This window comes from Vibrio sp. 10N.222.52.C12 (assembly GCF_041474215.1).
GTDB lineage: Bacteria > Pseudomonadota > Gammaproteobacteria > Enterobacterales > Vibrionaceae > Vibrio > Vibrio crassostreae_C.
On the sequence record NZ_JBFRTR010000028.1, the window covers coordinates 24,674 to 43,667 of the forward strand.

Here is an 18,994-nt window from a genome sequence, read left to right on the forward strand (position 1 = left end):
GATGAAGATGACTCAACACCCGTGATTGGCATCATCACCGACCGAGATTTATGTACTCGCGTTTTAGCTGAAGGGCTTGACCCATCGGATGAAGTCTCTAGCGTAATGACACCTGAGGTTATCTCTCTCGATCACAATGCTTACGTATACGAAGCTATGATGACCATGCTTCGCTATAACGTGCATCATTTACCAGTGCTTAAAGATAAGAAGCCGATTGGTATTATCGAAGCGACCGATATTGTTCGTTATGAGTCTCAAAACTCGCTGTTATTGGTAAGTAGTATCTTCCAGCAACAAAGTATCGAAGATCTGAAGGTGCTTTCCGAGCAAGTAAAAGACAGCTTTGTGCGCTTAGTTAACGAAGATGCCAACGCCCACATGGTGGGTACTGCAATGTCGGTAATTGGTCGTAGCTTTAAGCAGCGAATTATCGAACTGGGCGAAGAGAAATTGGGCAAGTCGCCTATTCCTTACTGTTTCCTCGCACTGGGCTCTATGGGGCGTGATGAGCAGCTGCTGGTTACCGACCAAGATAACGCAATCATTCTTGATGATACCTACGACGAGAAAAAGCACGGTAAATACTTTGAGGAGCTGTCGACCTTTATTTGTGATGGCTTAGATCAGTGTGGCTATGTGTATTGTACTGGCGATATCATGGCGACTAACCCAACGTGGCGTATGACTCGTCGACAATGGGAAGAGTGCTTTGCCGATTGGATTGATGATCCAAACCCGAAAGCACTGTTAAATGCTTCAATCTTCTTCGACTTAGATGGCGTTTATGGTCGCCTGAAATGGGCTGAGCAATTGAATAGCTTTATTGTTCGACGCGCACGTAAGAACAACCGCTTCTTGGCGTGTCTTGCACGTAATGCTCTTAACCGCACACCGCCACTCGGCTTCTTCAAAGATTTCGTGATGGAGAAAGATGGCCGCCACAACAACTCAATCAATCTTAAGCGTCGTGGTACTGCGCCACTGGCCGATTTGATTCGTGTTCACTCACTGGCGGTAGCCTCTCGTTCTAAAAACTCGTTCGAACGTTTAGATGACATTATCGACGCTGGTATTCTGCCGAAAGGCCGAGCTCAAGATTTGAAAGATGCGATGGAGTTTATCTCTCTGGTTCGTATTCGCCACCAAGCACACGATGTCGACAACAACATCGAGCCCGATAACAACATCGAGCCAGAGAACCTGTCTGACTTCGAACGACGTAACCTAAAGGATGCATTCCAAATATTAAGTAATGCACAAAACTTCCTTAAGTTCCGTTATCAAGCCAGCAACAAGTTTAAGTAGGGCCTATGAACAAACTATTCAGATCACCTGCGGTCGATTGGCCATTTAAGTTTGCTCAGAAGCTAGAACGAGCGAGAGACGAGCGCTTAAAGTACTTTTACAGCCAGCCTCTTCCTGCGCCTGATACGCCACTTTCAGAAGTGATGTTCTTGGCTGTCGACTTTGAAACGACGGGGTTAAACCCAAACAAAGACGGCATCATTACCATTGGTTTAGTGCCATTTACGCTCAATCGCATCTACTTGCGACAAGCCAAACACTGGACGCTGAGACCAAAACAGAAGTTAGAAGAAGAGTCTGTCGTGATTCATGGCATCACTCACAATGACATCATTGATGCGCCAGACCTTAGCGAAGTGTTGGGCGAGATCTTAGAATCAATGGCGGGGCATATCCCTGTGGTTCACTATCGTCGTATCGAACGTGACTTTTTGGACAATGCATTGAAAGTGCGACTCGGTGAAGGCATTGAGTTCCCAGTCCTCGACACGCTGGAGATTGAATCTCAGATCCAAAATAAACTGGCTGGCGGCTTGTGGAATAAGCTGAAAGGTAAGAAGCCAGCTTCAGTGAGACTGGGTCAGAGTCGTCGTCGATACCATCTGCCCGACTACACGCCGCATCATGCATTAACTGACGCTATTGCGACCGCTGAGCTACTCCAAGCGCAAATTGCTCATCACTTTGACTCTGAGATGCCTCTGAAGAGTTTCTGGCTCTAGCTGAGTTACGTAAGCTAAATACAAACACAAAGCCCATCAACTTTCCATTGGTGGGCTTTTTCATTTTTATCGTCTGTGTTTAAGCAACGGTTGGCCCGACTAAGCGCATTTCCCATAAGCGTTTAAACATATTATAGCGTCACACCGCAGCAGTTCCGCTCTAATGGACGTCGAAAATCGTGATCGCTATTTGTCAGCGCGATTGGCATTATTACTTCCCAACCACAGACAACGTTTGGTAATAAAGACGCTTTTGCTGATACATATTCTCATCAGCGACTGAGAACAATTGCTCAACGTCTGTTGAATCACTAGAGGCTGCACCAATCGAGAATCTGACAGGAATAGAGATACCCGCTTTAGTCTCGATTGCCTGTTGCTCCTGAGCAATGTACAACTGCTCAGTCATCTTTGCGACATTGAGCGAACTCGACTCACCAGACGTTAAGGTAAGCACCGCAAATTCATCTCCACCCAAACGGTATAGATTACTGGCAGGTGTCAATTCGTGGCTGATTACGTCTACGCAGCGCTGTATCAGCTCATCCCCGGTCTCATGCCCATGAACATCATTGGTCGTTTTCAAGCCATTGATATCAATAATGATCAAAGAAATCTGATTTTGATTGTCGTTAATGCTGCGTTTACTGAATTCGAGATCTTCATTAAAAGCTTTACGATTCAAACAGCCAGTCGGCATGTTAATCCGTGTAATATTTTCGAGCTCTAGCCAACCAGCTAACTGTTTTTGGTACATGTCAAAAATCAGAAGATCTTCTTCACTGAGGACATCAAATGAACTTGAACAAAAATACCCGATCGCCGTCCCCTGTGAGTCACAGAGTATCAGGTCAGCCTCGCCAGTCCGGTTAAAATGAAACTGAATCGAATGTTGAACAAGTAATGTCTTTAACTCTTGATCGACCATTTGAGGAATCAACCGATATTCAGCCGCGTGTCTTGATGATGCAAACTGAACGATCTTCAAAATACGATGCTTCTGGGATTCTTCACGCGCGAGCGAATTAGTTAACTTGCTGGTTTTCTCTTCGACTAAGTCCTCTAGCTGAACATTAAATCTTTCGAGTTTATCGTTACTTTCGGTAAGCTCACGGACTTGATATTGTATGCGACCCCACAAGGTTTCCAATAAACGACTCAGCGTGACGAACTCTGTAAAACGATGTTCATCCACACTATGAGTCGGTGACTGGTTATGCGAATACGACGTAACAGATTCAGCCAACAAGTTTAACTGCCCTGAGAACCAGCGGCTTAGGAACAGAGCAAACACAATCGAGATGGCAAGCGTCGCCACCAATATTCTGACAAAGACCACCTGAGCTTGTTGCATCTCTAATAAACGCTCACTGTCGGAAATATGATGTTTGACGTTCAGTACCAATTTGTCGGTAAAGAATGTGCTGTCGATAGAGATAATGTTCGCACTTTGTTCAGAAGATTGAGCATCCGTTGAACCAATATAGTTAAACTCAACCGACTCATTTTGATAAAGGAAAGGCGTCACTTTAGTCTTAAGTCTGTCATACCCCATAAGAACCACAAGATAACCCTGCGGCGTGTATGTAGAACCTTCTATCAAAAGATAAGGTAAAATCGGCGCGACAAAAGCGATACCTGCAGCGGCATTATCCGCCACTTCAGTTTCGGTAAACTCGGTGTGGAACAATTTCCCTTGCCCATAAACCGATTGAGGACGCTTCAAGCTTTCTAATAACTGGCTCTGCTCAAAATGGTACAAGCTGCCTTTGCTGTCATAAATGGGCTTCCAGTTTTGGTCCAGAATATAAGTCGCGGACACACTCTCCGCTAGCGCATTGAAGCTATCCATCTTGTCCCAAACAACACTCGAGAAAAAGATATTACCACCCGCTTTAATCAATGATCGGTCATGCGAATACCATTGAGTTAAGCTCACCGTTGATGACCACTGCATCAAGCGCTTTTTTCTCATAGCGTTGGGTATCGACCCAAGCATCAGGAAGCGTCGCTAAATCGATATATTCAGTTAGACCTAAGAAGTCAGAAGGAACCCAGATGGCGTCGGGAAAGGTATTGTCTCTAGGATCAGCAACAAGCAGTTCAGAACGAATACTGTTGACGTCAAACGAACGAATTTCTACACGATGATCAGTCATCGCTTCGATATGTTCTTTTACATAATCGGCCGTTTCATAATTAATACCAGCCCATATTTCAAGTGTGGATGAACAAGCAACGGCCGGAAATAGCATCGCAAATAGACTCAATAACCTCACACTTGGTTCCTTGTGGTAAAAATTAGACGTTGGATTTTAATCGCCCATCAATAAACCGGGCGATGCGGCTTATCGCTCACTGCTCATGATTAGAGACCTAGCTTTGGGCGACACGTTATATAGTAAAAAGTGCCTAAATAACAGTTGATACTCTCGCTTTAAGAGAAAGGTCTGCTCATTCTGATACATCCGTCATATCTCTGAATGACTGTTCTTACAATAAATCAACATACCATACCCTTTATTATTAACGACAAAAAAAATGCCGCAAAAGCGGCATCTGTCTCGTTCGGTGCATTCGACACAATAAAAATCAAATAAGCAATTTATCAGTCAAAGCCCTATCATCGATTAAGCGTATTTCTCTTCGAAATCTTTCATGAAGCTAACCAGCGCTTGAACGCCTTCCAGAGACATTGCGTTGTAAAGTGAAGCTCTCATTCCACCTACTGCTCTATGCCCTTTCAGTGATTTCAGACCTGCAGCATCAGCCAATTCTAGGAACTTGCCATCTAACTCAGGTTTCGCCAGTTGGAACGGCACGTTCATTCTAGAACGGTTTGCAGTGTGAACATCGTTTTTGTAGAAAGCTGAGCTATCGATTGCATCGTAAAGCAGCGCTGCTTTCTCTTTGTTCACCAGCTCCATCGCTTCAACGCCACCTTGAGCTTTCAGCCACTTGAACACAAGGCCTGATAGGTACCAAGCGTACGTTGGTGGTGTGTTGAACATTGAGTCTTTTTCAGCAAGTACTTTGTAGTTCAGAATACTCGGCAACACGTCGTTTGCGAGTTCGAGTAGATCATCACGTACGATTGCAATGCAGATACCCGCAGGGCCGATATTCTTTTGCGCGCCCGCGTAGATAACACCGTACTGAGACACATCAATCTTACGAGACAGAATGTTAGATGACATATCCGCTACGATTGGCTTATCCGTTTGAGGAAGCTCGCTGATTTCAATACCATCGATGGTTTCATTCGGACAGAAATGTACATACGCAGCTTCCGGGTCAATTTTCCAATCTTTAGCTGGAACAACCGCTGCTTTACCATCAATTGACGTCTTCGCGTTGAATACATCGATTTCGCAATATTTGCTCGCTTCAGTCACTGCACTTTCTGCCCAGTAACCCGCATCAATGTAAGTCGCTTTCGTCGCATCACCTAAAAGGTTTAGAGGAACAGCAGCGAATTGAGCACGAGCGCCCCCCTGACAGAAAAGAACTTTGTAGTTGTCTGGGATGTTCAGAAGATCACGTAGGTCCTGTTCGGACTCGTCAGCAACTTGAATAAATTCCTTGCTGCGATGGCTGATTTCCATCACGGAAGTCCCTAAACCATTCCAATCAATAAAGTCCGCTTGCGCTTGTTTCATTACCGGTTTAGGCAGTGCAGCTGGGCCAGCACTGAAGTTGAATACGTTATCTAATGTAAGTTCCATGGGGATGATTGCTCCTGCTAAATAATAACTATGCAAGTAATACCATGTTTTACCCAACATAAAAACAACAAAAGAGGTCTTAAGACCTCTTTTGTTTTGTACCGTATAAAATGTTTAAGCTTAACCTGCTAAATCACCCTATCAGTATTCACGCCTGCTCTGTTTATTGAACAAAAACCGGCATAAGTAGAGCGATTAATGGAATTTCTTGTCCATTTTCGAACACTAGGTTTCCATTTTCTAAGTCAGCGCTGATTTCATAACCACTGTCTGTTTCCTTGATCATTTCCATCACAAGCAATTCATCGATACCTTCACGGATGAATGGATACTCTTCAACAAGTTCATTTGAGAAGCTAGAGTGAACGTTGCCCGTTAATGCAGGCATGATCATCGAAGGGTTGCTGCTGATGTTTTCGGTCCCTTCCGGCACGCTCACCAACCACTTAGATTCGAACTGTCCCTTACCTAACTCTAACGACATGTTGTTCATTGAAAGGTCGAAACCTTTAGCAAACAGGATATCGATAAATGGAATGATCTCTGCAACGTCTTCTTGCGTCATCACAGGATTAGATTGGTAAATCTCAAAGATTTTCTCAAACGACTCGCTATCCAACTTCGACATTTCAAAATCGACGTTTAGGTTGTTCAACTGGCCTTCACTGGTCTCGATGTTTGCGATATCCAGCTTGAGGTTGCTGCGCAGACGCTTAGTTGCTTCATCTAGATGTGATTCAAAATCGTACTTAGAATTTTCAATGGTCATGAAAGGCTGCATTGCAGAATCTGAAACCAAGAAGCTATCGATAGTAAAATTCTGAGTACCTAACCAGTAGCCTTTCGCTTGTTGGCCTGAACCCACACCTTTCAGATTAGACAGCGTTACCTCTTCACCGGTTTCAAAATCAATTTGAACTGAAGGGATTGAAAGCTCGTAATCAACTTGGCCTAAAACAGTCGCATGGCCAGAAAGATTCGATTTAGTGATCGAGACCGAAGTCCCATTCTCATCAGAACCTTGGTGATTGAACTGGCTTAACTCAAAGTTAAAGTCAGTGTTGCCGTTTAGCTCAGTACTAGTGGTCAGAGTTAAAGGCAGAATATCGGTATTCTCAAACGTCGACAGTGCATTTAGACTCACCAAACCATGGCTAACCGCACTATTTATGACAAACTCACTCGGCAACCCATCAATCGCAAGTTGCTCTTTCAGGTTTTCATCCATCACAGTTAAACGAGTGGTTACGTTGGAAGACAAGTAACCTCTATCGTATTCCACGATCTCAGCTTGAATGCTTGAATTGTTAAGCTTTGCAACGCCATCGGTAATCGCATTTTGTCCAATTTGCCCAACCGCTAGCGGCCAACAAAGTGCCAGTGAGATTGCTCCGCCAATAGCACCAATTTTTCTTAACTGTTCCATGAGTTCTCTTTCTACACGTGTCTATTTTTTTTAGTCTAACCCATCAGTAGCAAACAAGAAACATTGAGTTAAATCAGTCTATTGCTCGATACTTCGATTGCCTCAATAAATTAACGGCTAGCTCTCATCCTTATTCGGCGGTTCTTGCTAGGCTAAAGACGTCGCTACTATTAAGGTTGAGCTGTGAATCAATACGCTGTTATCTGTTTGGACAATAATCCGGTTAGCATTGAAAGAATACGTTCGGAGCTGGCTCCGTTGGCTTCTGTATTCGATATTTATACTGCCGAGAACATAGAAGACGCACATCACGCATTAGAAGATATTCATGATCACAACCAAACCGTTGCTTTGGTGATCACTCATCATCATTCTGAATTTAATGGCGTGCAATTCCTGATTGAACTTCAACAGCTGCCCCATAGTAATACCGCAAGAACGATATTAGTCAGCGCTTCGTCAGACATTCAATCCATTTTAACCGCTGTGAATGAAGGTAGGCTCAACCACTGTTTAACCAAACCGGTTCAAGATCAGGTTCTGTTCAAATCAGCGCAAAAAGAGCTGACCTCTTTTGTTATCCAATACGACTCAGAAAACCTGCTCTCTTACAGCGATGCATTGGATCAACAACGCTTACTCAGAGCGCACATTGAGCAAAAGATTCACTCTTTCCAATCGGGTTTCATTCACGACTACCACCAGCTTTCTGATAATGCCCTTGCAGAACGTGTCGTCAGTGCCTTACAAGATGTGTTTTCAAAAGATGACAAAACTAAGGCCATTCGTGACTATTCCCCCGAGCATCTACTCACTGTGGAAGGCGAAGACAATCGCTTTTTATGGCTGATCATTGAGGGTGAAGCAGCTCTTTATAAGAAAGATGAACTTGGGCAACAGCGGGAAGTGGTACGTCACTCCAAAGGGAACATTGTTGGCGGGATGTCATTTGTAACAGGCGAGCCTTCGTTTTCTACGGCGATCACCCTAACGCAGACTCGCGTTATCAAACTGGATAAAGATAGCTTTGCTCAGGTGATGCATTCAAACAATACCCTGCTGCCTTTATTTACCAATCTATTGCTCCGTCATTTTAATCGACGTTTGCAACGCAGCATCACCAATAAGATCAAACTGCAGCAGACACTAGAATCATTAGAGTCTGCACATCAACAACTGATCGAGAAAGAGAAAATGGCGATGCTCGGGCAGCTAGTCGCGGGAGTCGCACATGAGCTGAATAACCCGATTGCTGCCATATTAAGAAGCATCGAAACTCTGTCAGACCATCTCGACCAAATATTGGCAAACCTATCCGTTCCAGAGTCCAATAAAGGGACTGACGTACTGGCACATTCAAAGTTAGCTAAGCCACTATCAACAGCCCAAGAAAGACAGCTCGTAAAGCATCTTACGTCGACGATTAATGACCGTGCTTTAGCAAAAAAAGCCGTGAGACTAAACCTAAGCCAAGACTCTACGGTTCTAAACACATTAAAGGCGTCCCCTGTCGCAGGCAAAGAGCTGCTCAATGACTTAGAGCATTACCATTATGTTGGAAACTCTATCCGCTCAATTCAAGTGTGCAGCAAGCGTATTGCCGATATGGTCAAAAGCTTAAAAAGCTATGCTAGAGAAGATGAAGAAGTTCGCCACTACACAGATATCCACGAAGGGCTTGAAGATACCTTAGTGATCTTCGAAAACAGGCTTAAACACCACCAACTCGAAAAGCATTACGATACCGACTTACCGCCTTTATTGTGCCAGTCGCTCTCGCTGCAACAAGTGTGGACCAACCTTATCTCCAATGCGCTCGATGCCCTATCTGAACGAGGAAAAGTGACCATCACCACTTCTCAACAGACAAAAGGCGACGACGCGTTTCTTGTGGTGCAAATCTCCGATACTGGCCACGGCATTGCCAAAGAAGACATCAACACCATTTTCAACCCAAATTTCACGACTAAAAAAGAAGGCAACTTTGGTTTAGGGATTGGGTTATCCATTTCTCAACAAATCGTTTCGGCTCATCAAGGGTTTATTTTGGTGGAGTCAGAGGTAGGCAGCCATACAAACATGCAAGTGTGGCTTCCATTCAAACAAGAAGGAGCACCTCATGAATAAGTACCTAATTTTATGTGTCGATGATGAACCTGAAGTTCTCAATAGTGTCCTTCAGGACTTGGCGATATTTGAAGAGAACTTTCTGGTTGAAGGTGCAGAGTCGGTCGATGAAGCCAAGCAAGTAATCAAAGAAATGGGACAAGATGGTATTAAGCTCGCGTTAATCTTATGCGACCACATCATGCCAGAAGAAACCGGCATTGATTTTCTGATCGAACTCAACCAACACGACGCTACTAAACCAACGCGTAAGCTGTTGCTCACCGGGCAAGCTGGGCTAGAAGATACCGTCACAGCCATTAACAACGCAGCACTTGATTTCTATATTTCAAAACCTTGGCAAGGCGACCAACTGAGAGACACGATTACTCAACAATTGACTGACTATGTCATTGCCAACGACAAGCAATTGCTAAACTGGACTTCCATCTTAGATACCGAGCGCATACTGACTTCAATGGCGGATAAACGCACCAGTTTTGGTGAATAGCACTGATTGGTTAATGGATACTGAGAATAGCGTCATCCGATATAAAAACCTTCCGAATGTATACAAATTTTGGATAATTCGCTCGTCTATTTTTCTCATTCGCCCTAAACATGAGATCTCCGTTACATACTGATCCTTAATTTGCTTGTTTTTTAACTAAATGAGTAAGGTTTTACATTTTAAAGGATTACTTTTCCGTGAGTTAGATTAAACTGTCTCAATGTTTATGGTTTGCCGATTTGTCTCAAACCAAAGGAATTAACACTAATATAGGTTTACGGTCGTTATGCGCAAAATTCTACTTACTACCGCTATGCTATTGGCTTCTGGTCAAGCACTAGCTGTTGATGAACAACCACAGGTAATGAGCAACTTTAACTATGATTACTTTGAAGCACGTATCGGTGCTAGCCCAGTAACATTTGGTGGTGCGTTCAGTAAGTCCATTCACCCGAACGCTCACGCTATAGCACGTATCGATTCAGAATTTGAAAGCGATTACGACTCAGCTGTAGGTCTTGGTTTCCACGCTCCATTAAACAACTGGGCAGACCTAACAGGTGAAATGCTAGCTCGTATCGTTCAACCTGAGAACTCAAGCTCTACTGATATCGGTATGGAAATCAACATTGGTGTTCGCCAATGGCTTGGTCCACAACTAGAAGTTGGTGGTAAAGGTGGTTACGTTTCTATCGATGACAACGATGATTGGACAGGTTCTGTTTACGCGCGTTTCCACTCTACAGAGCTTTTCTCTTTAGGTGCTGAAGCTCGTATTAACGACTTCTACGGTGACCAACTTATGTTCACTGCTCGCTTCAAGTACTAATACTTAAAGCTCAAGCCCTAGCAAATAAGCTCTCTATGAGCACTTAGCCTTTTGATACTTAGTCTTTTAAGAAATCCGGCTAAGACAGAAACAAAAAAACCGAGGACATTCCTCGGTTTTTATTTATTAACAGTAATCTTAAGCATATAAGGTAAACTTCTTTAGTGGCAGCTCTTTAGTAATTGCTGCTTGCGTGGCTCTTGTAATAGTTTCCAGTGAATACCATCAATTGCACCCGCAAATTTCCAAAGTAGTTTTAGGTCAACATCGTTTCCGTACGCTTCGCGAACCTTATTAAACACTTCAGGTGCGCCCAACTGCATAAACATTGAAACATCATCCACACCCGCCTTTTTAACCATGCGCTCTAACGTAAGCTGCATGTTTGGTAGATCTCTTAATCTACGGCTAGCTGATGACTTCTTGAAGCTACGCTGCTGAATTGAATTATCGATTGAAGTACGAATAATACTATCCAATTCAGGATGTTCACAGGTAAACAGATCCGTAATGTCGTAATAGTTTACGGTTGCTGTTGTCTGCTTCTTTACATGACGATACTTTTCACAATCAAGATCGGTCAGTTTTTTATCTAATGATTTTCCACCTCTAATGAATAAACAACCTTCACTCAATAAAGCGAACATAGCGTCATTTTGAAAGAGGCCAATACCTCCGAACATAGAACGTTTTTGATGCTCACCAAATTGATTCACGTAATTAATAAATGCTGTCTCGGTCATATCCGTTGATCCTTAATCAAATTACCCCGATTAGGTTGATCACCAGACAAGCAGCTTGTTATGCGAAAAATTTTAAATCTATTTTTTTATTCTATAGGTGAATATTATGGTTTCGTTTTCCACCTTTAAATAAATGATACTTCGAAAAGAAAAATAAGTCTGGACTTAGTTCACATCAATCAATTGAGTATTCCGGTTTTTCATGATTGACTTCACAGTAAACTATCAAACCATGCTTGAATTTGGACACCTAGTGATACACCGGTTCAAATTATTAAAGGTTATGTAGACGGGTGAGTATTGCCTCGCAGCATCGTGGCTTGTAAAATGGCAGGACAGACCTGTTTTTACTTTTTATATGAATCATTTATCGTTTTTCTGGCTACCTCAAAATAAGACTCTTCTCTTAAAGGGTCTAGAATCAGAGTTTGCCCAACTTGTTGGACATTCTATCTCAGCGGGAAAAATAACACTTCCTCCTATCCCTAACGTTGTACTGAAGATTCAATCGCTTTGTACCCTTGAATCAACTGGGATTGCTGACGTTGCCGAGTGCTTACTCGAAGACCCAGGCCTCGCTGCTATTGTCATTCGTGTGGCTAACTCTGTCGTCTTTAACCGACGTAATATTACTTGTGTTGATATTATGACGGCGGTGTCGCGCCTTGGCATATTAAGAGTACGTGACATCGTGACGGCTCAGGCTATTGAGCAACTCAAACACTCAGTCAACCTCAGTAAAGAATGTAATAAGGTATTGGTTCAGAGCGCTTCTGTATCAAAAGAGCTGGGCGCTACTATGGTGCTTGTTACCAACAGCTTCAAAGAGCTCTCCCCTACTGAATACCGTTACCTTGAGCATGAAAAATCGCTGCTTGTTGGATTACTGGCTGATATTGGTTTGTTCTGTTTGGTTAGCGAATACCACCTCTACCTCGAAAATGGCAATTACCTAGATCACGACATCGCTCTACAAATCTTCCAAGGCCAATGTTCTGCTACCAGTAAATTGGTGCTTAACCGTTGGGGCTTCGACAGCGACTTTATTGATGTGTGCAGCAATACCATCAATAACCACGAACAGCGTGAAGTCTCTTACTTAGATATCGCTCGAATCGCTAACCACCTGCTGATGTTCAGAAACAAGGATGAGAACATCGATGATCACGAAGTTGAACTTAACGTGACAGGTGCAGAGGTGCTTTATAAATTAAGCAACTTGAGCAAGCATGATTTTAATGCAAAGCTAAGCGACGTGATCAATACTAGCGGCTTCTAAGTCACTGTTAAATTACAAGTAAGTGTAATATGAAGTAAATGCAATGGGGAAAGCATGTTTACAGGGATGATCTTTATATTTGCGCCACTCGTCGTGGGGTATCTTTTTGCAATTTCGAACGCTCAGACATTAGAATTTATCAACCGCTCAACATCGCGGTTGATCTACGTGATTCTGGCGTTAATGGGACTAAGCTTAGCCGCCCTCGATAACCTAGGCAGTAACCTGCAGACAATCCTTCTATATACCGTCACTTTCTTTGTCTGCTTAAGCGTATGTAACCTAATGGCACTGCCCGCTATTGATAAGTTATTGCCACTCAAAACCGACAGTAGCAAGAATAAGCTTCCCCTCTCTTCTATGGCGATGGAATCTGCAAAACTCATCTTAGTGGTAGGTTCAGGGCTAATCGCTGGCTTAGTGCTGCCTATTGGCCTTGATTGGGTTGATACCGCAAGCGAATGGATTCTGTTTGTTCTTCTATTCTTTATCGGCATTCAGCTGCGTAATAGCGGACTCACACTTCGTCAGATCTTACTCAACAAGCACGGTATGGTTATCGCAATCACCATTATCATCACCTCAATGTTAGGTGGTGTAATCGCGGCTTACATCCTAGATATCCCTCTGTTCAAAGCCTTGGCAATGTCTTCTGGATTTGGTTGGTACTCTCTGGCTGGTATCTTAATGGGTGACGCCTTTGGTCCTGTCTATGGTGGCGCTTCTTTCATGCTTGAGCTGTTAAGAGAGTTAGTTGCCTTGGTACTGATTCCAGTGCTAATTCGCAGCTACCCATGCACTTCCATTGGTTATGCTGGTGCGACTGCGATGGACTTCACCTTACCGGTCATTCAAACAACAGGCGGCGTTAGATGTGTGCCTATCGCTATCGTCAGTGGCTTTATCCTCAGCTTGCTTGTTCCGATATTGATGTTGTTCTTTGTATCTCTTGCTAACTAGATCGCAGGAATAGCGTTTGTTTTAGATTAGAATGCAACTCGAATACCAATGCCCAAGACACCGATACAGTTACCGAAATAAAAAGACACTAAGTGTCATTGCTCAACAAATAACGATCACGGTAACCTGTAACGACAAAGTTATAAAAAGAATAAACTTACAAAAGGAACCACTATGAAACGCCTTTGCGTCGCATTACTGCTAGCTTCAACTTCTACTTTCTCTTTTGCAGCAGATTCAATGTCTGAGACAAACCAGTGCCAAGCAAAAAAATATGATGCGTACATCGACGCTTCTTTGAATTGGTATGCCGACCTTGCTGCATTAACCTCTGAGCAATATCCAGAGCTAACAGAAGTGAGTGAGTGGTTCCTAGAAGGTCGTAAGCACCACTTTGAGCTTAACCGTGCTGCGGTTCACTACTACTTAGTAAACGACTCAAGCAAAGTGGCAACAGAGCAACCTGTAGAAGGTTGGTTGCAACTTGAGCAACACGACATTAAAACGCTATCAACACGTGATGATGAGCTTGGTAAAATCGCGAAAACAACATTCGATGACCGCCAATCAACGCCTCACGCTCAAAACTACGAACTACGTTCTGCCTTTGCAGAGCTGCTTAGTCACCCTAAGCAAATCGACTCAGCGCTGCAGCGTTACAACCAGTCGATCAGTAAACTTGAAGCGATTAAGTGTAAATAACCCCGCATTTAATATGCTTTTTTGAGAAGTTGGATTTCATAATTAAGACGGGACATTGTTCCCGTTTTCGTTTAGATTGTCCCGCTCGCGTCAATATTAGAAAAATAACTCGCTTGCTATGGTTACGGAACAAAAAACAGCAGATGTTAGCTTCGACAGTCTTCTACGTATCTTCACGGTACCTGAAGGCCCAGATTCAACACTCACTCAAATTGAAGACAAACTTTCACGAAACCTGAATCAATTCTTACGTGAACATATTGTGGCTGAAGAAAAGCCGCTACGTGAAATTGAGAAAGATTTTTCAAATGCTCATATCCCAGAGCAGCCTGAGTTTGTTTCTGAACATACTGAGCATCTCCTCGATTCTCTTGTGTCTCATTCGGTTCACACGTCTTCGCCAAGTTTTATTGGCCATATGACCTCTGCGTTGCCGTACTTCCTGATGCCGCTTTCAAAAATCATGATTGCGTTGAATCAGAATCTAGTAAAAATCGAGACCTCAAAAGCTTTCACTCCCCTAGAACGTCAAGTTCTGGGCATGTTACATCGCCTGATTTATCAAGATAGTGACCAGTTTTATTCTCGTTGGATGCACAGCGCAAACCACTCTTTAGGTGCGTTTTGTTCTGGCGGTACCATCGCGAACATTACAGCGCTCTGGGTTGCACGTAACAACGCACTAAAAGCGCAAGGTTCGTTCAAAGGTGTAGAAAAAGAAGGCCTGTTTAAAGCCATGAAGCACTACGACTACGAAGGACTTGCCATCTTAGTCTCTGAACGTGGCCACTACTCTCTGAAAAAAGCCGCGGATGTCCTTGGTATTGGTCAAGAAGGTCTAGTGTCTGTTAAAACAGATAACGACAACCGTATTTGTACTGATGATTTAAGACTCAAGATCGAGCAGCTCAAGCAGAACAAGATCAAACCTTTCGCCGTCATTGGTGTGGCTGGTACAACCGAAACCGGTAATATCGACCCGCTAAGAGACATTGCTGAGGTGTGTGCCGAATCCGATTGTCATTTCCACGTTGATGCAGCTTGGGGCGGTGCGACTCTGATGTCTAACAATCATCGTCACCTACTTGATGGTATTGAACTGGCGGATTCAGTCACGATTGATGCGCATAAACAGCTTTATATCCCTATGGGTGCGGGTATGGTTCTGTTTAAGAAGCCAGATGCGATGACTGCGATTGAACATCATGCTCAATACATTCTTCGTAAAGGCTCAAAAGATTTAGGCAGCCATACGTTAGAAGGTTCTCGTTCAGGTATGGCAATGCTGGTTTACGCCGCAATGCACATCATTAGCCGCCCAGGTTATGAACTGCTGATCGACCAAAGCATCAACAAAGCGCGCTACTTTGCCGACCTAATTAAAGATCAGAGCGACTTCGAGCTGGTTTCAGAACCTGAGCTTTGCCTACTGACTTATCGCTATGTCCCTGAGTCAGTCAAAGCGGCACTGCTTAAAGCTGAGCCTGAACATCGTGTCGAACTGAATGAATTGCTCAATGAGCTGACTAAGTTTATTCAGAAGAAGCAGCGTGAAACAGGTAAGTCTTTCGTGTCACGTACACGCTTAAACCCTGAAGCATGGGTACATCAGCCAATCATCGTTTTCCGCGTGGTATTAGCAAACCCACTAACAGGCAATGACATTCTTTCGTCAGTGCTTGAAGAACAGCGTGAGATCTCTAAACTAGCACCAAACTTGATGGGCAAAATCAACAAACTGGTTACGCAAATCAACGCATAGTCATTCAATTTTAGTTGCATCAAATTGAAAATTTCTTTCTTTTTGATGTAACTAAGCTGTCAGTTCATACCCATTTTGCATTCTTTTTGCTCAAACTCTCTTCCAATTCTGTAGTTTTCTAAAATTTTGTTGAGGTTTGTCATATTCTTAAGCATTCATGCCCTGTTTTTGTATTAGTAAATAGTATGTTGGGTTTATACTAACTCTATGGTGCTAGTTAGCTTGATATCTATTTGACGCAGCAGTATTTACGAAACCGAATATACATCGGCTTTGTGTTTACTGATATTTGCTTCAGCCATACCCCCTGGTAAAAGATATTAACTAGCAAGTTGTTCTCTATACCCTTGTGAACACTATGAATACATTAGAAAAAATACAAAAAAACCTGGAAAATTTCAGCAAGTCTGAGCGCAAGGTAGCCGAAGTAATTATGGCTTCCCCTCAAACTGCAATTCATTCTAGCATTGCTACCTTAGCTAAAATGGCTGACGTGAGTGAGCCTACAGTTAACCGCTTCTGTCGTCGATTAGACACAAAGGGCTTCCCTGACTTCAAACTTCACCTAGCTCAAAGCTTGGCAAACGGTACACCTTACGTGAACCGTAATGTTGAAGAAGATGATGGTCCAGATGCTTATACGCATAAGATTTTCGAATCAACTATGGCTTGTCTAGACGTTGCTAAAAACAGTCTAGACGCGATGCAAGTAAACCGTGCTGTTGACTTGCTGACTCAAGCAAAACGCATTTCGTTCTTCGGACTGGGTGCCTCTTCTGCTGTCGCCAAAGATGCTCAAAACAAGTTTATTCGTTTTAATATCCCAATCACATGTTTCGAAGACATCGTGATGCAACGAATGAGCTGCATTAACTGCAGTGATAACGACGTTATTGTTCTTATCTCTCATACTGGCCGCACTAAAAGCCAAGTTGAGATTGCAAACTTAGCGCGTGAAAACGGTGCGACAGTTATTGCTATCACAGCAAAAGATTCTCCACTGGATAAAGCGAGCTCGTTGTCTATTTCTCTGGATGTTCCAGAAGACACTGACGTTTACATGCCAATGGCAAGTCGCGTTGTTCAGATGACGGTTATCGATGTGCTAGCGACAGGCTTTACGCTACGTCGTGGTTCTGGTTTCAGAGAGAACCTAAAGCGCGTCAAAGAGTCACTTCGTGATTCACGTTACGAGAAGTACTCTCAGTTCTAATCTGCTTAGTCATGAACTGAAAACAGATGACCAGAGAACAAGTTGAATTAAAAAAACGGAGCCTAGAGCTCCGTTTTTATTTGTCTGTATAAAATGACTTATACAACGAACAAGTTTAAGACCGTTAGATAGTCCAACTATTGCCCTTCTCAACCACGCTGTTTTCGGACGCATAAGAATTGATAATGGTAAAGCTCGACTCGACAGCTGGCTCTTGCCCAATTTGATTCATTGAAGCTCCCTCATGATGCCCTTCTCTACAACTGCACTTCTCGCATACTTGCTTCAAAATATGCACGAGCCTCTCTTGGTTAAGCGGCAAAGGGTTTCCTTTAATCGCCACTGATTTGAGCGCGTCGGCAGACACCTCATCAAACTGGGCTTCACAGACACCAAATTCCAACAAGTTGGGTAACTTAAGCGTATCAAGCACTTCCGATAACCAAGAAATTGCCTCCTCTTCTATTGCTTCTACGTTACCTGTTACTATCTGAGCGATTCGCTGATAACGCGCTAGGATGTCGCTTCTTTGCTGCTCTTTTGCAACGGCTATGTTCTCCAACATCACAAACGGCGCTAAACGCGCGGTAATCACACTATGAGGCGCAGAAATCTTACCTCCTAGTGCGGAGGCTAAACCATGGGCTGCGCCAAGCTTGGCATTAGTTATCGCCATACCACCGAGCATAGAAGCGAAAGCAAGATCAGAACGCGCTTGAGGCTCATCATAAACACACGCTTTAACCACAGAACCACTCAACTTACGCAGCCCTTCTTCACAAATCATATCGGTTAACGGATTCGGTTCACCACACACGTAGGCTTCCATTAGATGAGTAAAGGCATCCATCGCACCTCGCCCAGATAGATATAGATTGGTTCCATGAGTTAGGGTTGGGTCGACAATCGCAACGTCGGCCAGCATGTCTGGGCTTCTCAGGCTGATTTTTACTTGGTCTTGGCCTGATTTCAGCACCGCGTTTTTAGTGACCTCGGCGCCGGTACTCGCTGTGGTTGGAATTGCGATAAACGGAAGTGGTTTGGTTTTAAGAGGAACATTACGCCCGACCACTTCAACATAGTCATATAAATTGCCTTGATTAGGTAAAACCGCAGCCAACGCTTTGCCCATATCGATGGCGCTACCGCCCCCCATGGCGACAACCATATCTGGCTTAAATCGACGAGCAGAAATAGCCGCCTCTTCAACCATTTTGATATTAGGTTCACCGGAAACGGCAATGTGCTGATAACGCATACTCTGCGCATCAAGATAGTCAGTAACAATTGAAGTGCGCTCTAATGTATTGCCTGTAACCAATAGCACGCTGTAGCCATATTGATTAAAGAGAGACAATGAAGCGGAAAGTGCTCCATCACCAAAGATGATCTTTGTAGATGTCATAAATTGAAACATGGTGCCTCCTGCGCCTATGACCGAACAAAACTGCGAACTCTTGGTTATTGGAATTTAGCCTTTATATAGTGCATCAGTATTAAGATGCCTCGTTCTGTATGCGCTTTTTTTGACGAGGTGCAACTTGTCGCATTAAAGATGGATTAATGTCGTATTCTTAGGGGTAATTCACACTCTTAAATTAAGGGTAATCAATCTGAATACCCATCAGAAATCAGCATGGATCCTTTTTGTGACCATTATTTGCTCTGATAGACAAAACCTATTGTATTAAGAGGTAATTCCATCTTT

14 protein-coding genes and 2 pseudogenes are annotated in these 18,994 nt (G+C 43.5%); 10 read left to right on the top strand and 6 right to left on the bottom strand.

Translation table 11 applies throughout. The features are described from left to right. Window positions 1-1,308 (top strand): DUF294 nucleotidyltransferase-like domain-containing protein (locus tag AB4623_RS05795; protein ID WP_372145949.1); only part of this gene is annotated, 1,308 nt, incomplete at its 5' end. A gap of 5 nt (window positions 1,309-1,313) precedes the next feature. Continuing rightward, on the top strand, window positions 1,314-2,030 hold the full coding sequence (locus tag AB4623_RS05800; protein WP_372052352.1) for a 3'-5' exonuclease: 717 nt from the start codon (window positions 1,314-1,316) through the stop codon (window positions 2,028-2,030). 211 nt (window positions 2,031-2,241) lie between these two features. On the opposite strand, the pseudogene AB4623_RS05805 reads toward AB4623_RS05800, so the two are convergent. The 4 genes and pseudogenes from AB4623_RS05805 to AB4623_RS05820 all read right to left on the bottom strand — a co-directional run. Beyond that, window positions 2,242-3,966, bottom strand: a pseudogene (locus AB4623_RS05805) (GGDEF domain-containing protein); the annotation flags it as partial. Next, window positions 3,953-4,309 (bottom strand): annotated as a pseudogene (locus AB4623_RS05810) (maltose/maltodextrin-binding protein); the annotation flags it as partial. The pseudogenes AB4623_RS05805 and AB4623_RS05810, both read right to left, overlap by 14 nt. 351 nt (window positions 4,310-4,660) lie before the next feature. After that, complete coding sequence (gene serC, locus AB4623_RS05815; protein ID WP_017065411.1) at window positions 4,661-5,755, bottom strand: 3-phosphoserine/phosphohydroxythreonine transaminase; 1,095 nt, start codon at window positions 5,753-5,755, stop codon at window positions 4,661-4,663. A gap of 163 nt (window positions 5,756-5,918) precedes the next feature. Further along, the gene (locus tag AB4623_RS05820; protein WP_017066064.1) at window positions 5,919-7,181 is read right to left on the bottom strand and encodes a DUF945 family protein; all 1,263 of its coding nucleotides are present in this window, start codon (window positions 7,179-7,181) and stop codon (window positions 5,919-5,921) included. A gap of 183 nt (window positions 7,182-7,364) precedes the next feature. Between AB4623_RS05820 and AB4623_RS05825 the strand changes: the two genes are divergently transcribed. The 3 genes from AB4623_RS05825 (at window position 7,365) to AB4623_RS05835 (ending at window position 10,627) form a co-directional block, all read left to right on the top strand. Next, the gene (locus AB4623_RS05825) at window positions 7,365-9,308 is read left to right on the top strand and encodes an ATP-binding protein (protein WP_017060404.1); all 1,944 of its coding nucleotides are present in this window, start codon (window positions 7,365-7,367) and stop codon (window positions 9,306-9,308) included. Next, on the top strand, window positions 9,301-9,798 hold the full coding sequence (locus tag AB4623_RS05830; protein ID WP_017065410.1) for a response regulator: 498 nt from the start codon (window positions 9,301-9,303) through the stop codon (window positions 9,796-9,798). Before AB4623_RS05825 ends, AB4623_RS05830 begins: the two co-directional genes overlap by 8 nt. 286 nt (window positions 9,799-10,084) lie before the next feature. Further along, window positions 10,085-10,627: a hypothetical protein gene (locus tag AB4623_RS05835; protein WP_017065409.1), complete on the top strand. Its 543-nt coding sequence runs from the start codon at window positions 10,085-10,087 to the stop codon at window positions 10,625-10,627. A 161-nt stretch (window positions 10,628-10,788) separates the two neighbouring features. Here AB4623_RS05835 and AB4623_RS05840 read toward each other — a convergent pair whose 3' ends face one another. Beyond that, on the bottom strand, window positions 10,789-11,370 hold the full coding sequence (locus AB4623_RS05840) for a TfoX/Sxy family DNA transformation protein (RefSeq protein WP_017060401.1): 582 nt from the start codon (window positions 11,368-11,370) through the stop codon (window positions 10,789-10,791). 358 nt (window positions 11,371-11,728) lie between these two features. On the opposite strand from AB4623_RS05840, the gene AB4623_RS05845 reads away from it, so the two are divergent. From AB4623_RS05845 to AB4623_RS05865, 5 genes are all read left to right on the top strand, one after another. Then, on the top strand, window positions 11,729-12,649 hold the full coding sequence (locus AB4623_RS05845; RefSeq protein WP_017066065.1) for an HDOD domain-containing protein: 921 nt from the start codon (window positions 11,729-11,731) through the stop codon (window positions 12,647-12,649). A gap of 54 nt (window positions 12,650-12,703) precedes the next feature. Next, window positions 12,704-13,609: a lysine exporter LysO family protein gene (locus AB4623_RS05850; RefSeq protein WP_102428575.1), complete on the top strand. Its 906-nt coding sequence runs from the start codon at window positions 12,704-12,706 to the stop codon at window positions 13,607-13,609. A gap of 174 nt (window positions 13,610-13,783) precedes the next feature. Then, window positions 13,784-14,311 (top strand): hypothetical protein, encoded by a 528-nt coding sequence (locus AB4623_RS05855; RefSeq protein ID WP_017066066.1) that lies wholly within the window; start codon window positions 13,784-13,786, stop codon window positions 14,309-14,311. A gap of 118 nt (window positions 14,312-14,429) precedes the next feature. After that, window positions 14,430-16,073: a pyridoxal-dependent aspartate 1-decarboxylase PanP gene (gene panP, locus AB4623_RS05860; protein ID WP_017060397.1), complete on the top strand. Its 1,644-nt coding sequence runs from the start codon at window positions 14,430-14,432 to the stop codon at window positions 16,071-16,073. Between the two features lie 358 nt (window positions 16,074-16,431). Next, complete coding sequence (locus AB4623_RS05865; RefSeq protein WP_004734686.1) at window positions 16,432-17,286, top strand: MurR/RpiR family transcriptional regulator; 855 nt, start codon at window positions 16,432-16,434, stop codon at window positions 17,284-17,286. Window positions 17,287-17,410: 124 nt separating this feature from the next. Here AB4623_RS05865 and AB4623_RS05870 read toward each other — a convergent pair whose 3' ends face one another. After that, on the bottom strand, window positions 17,411-18,703 hold the full coding sequence (locus AB4623_RS05870; RefSeq protein ID WP_017060396.1) for an iron-containing alcohol dehydrogenase: 1,293 nt from the start codon (window positions 18,701-18,703) through the stop codon (window positions 17,411-17,413). Between the last annotated feature and the right edge of the window lie 291 nt (window positions 18,704-18,994).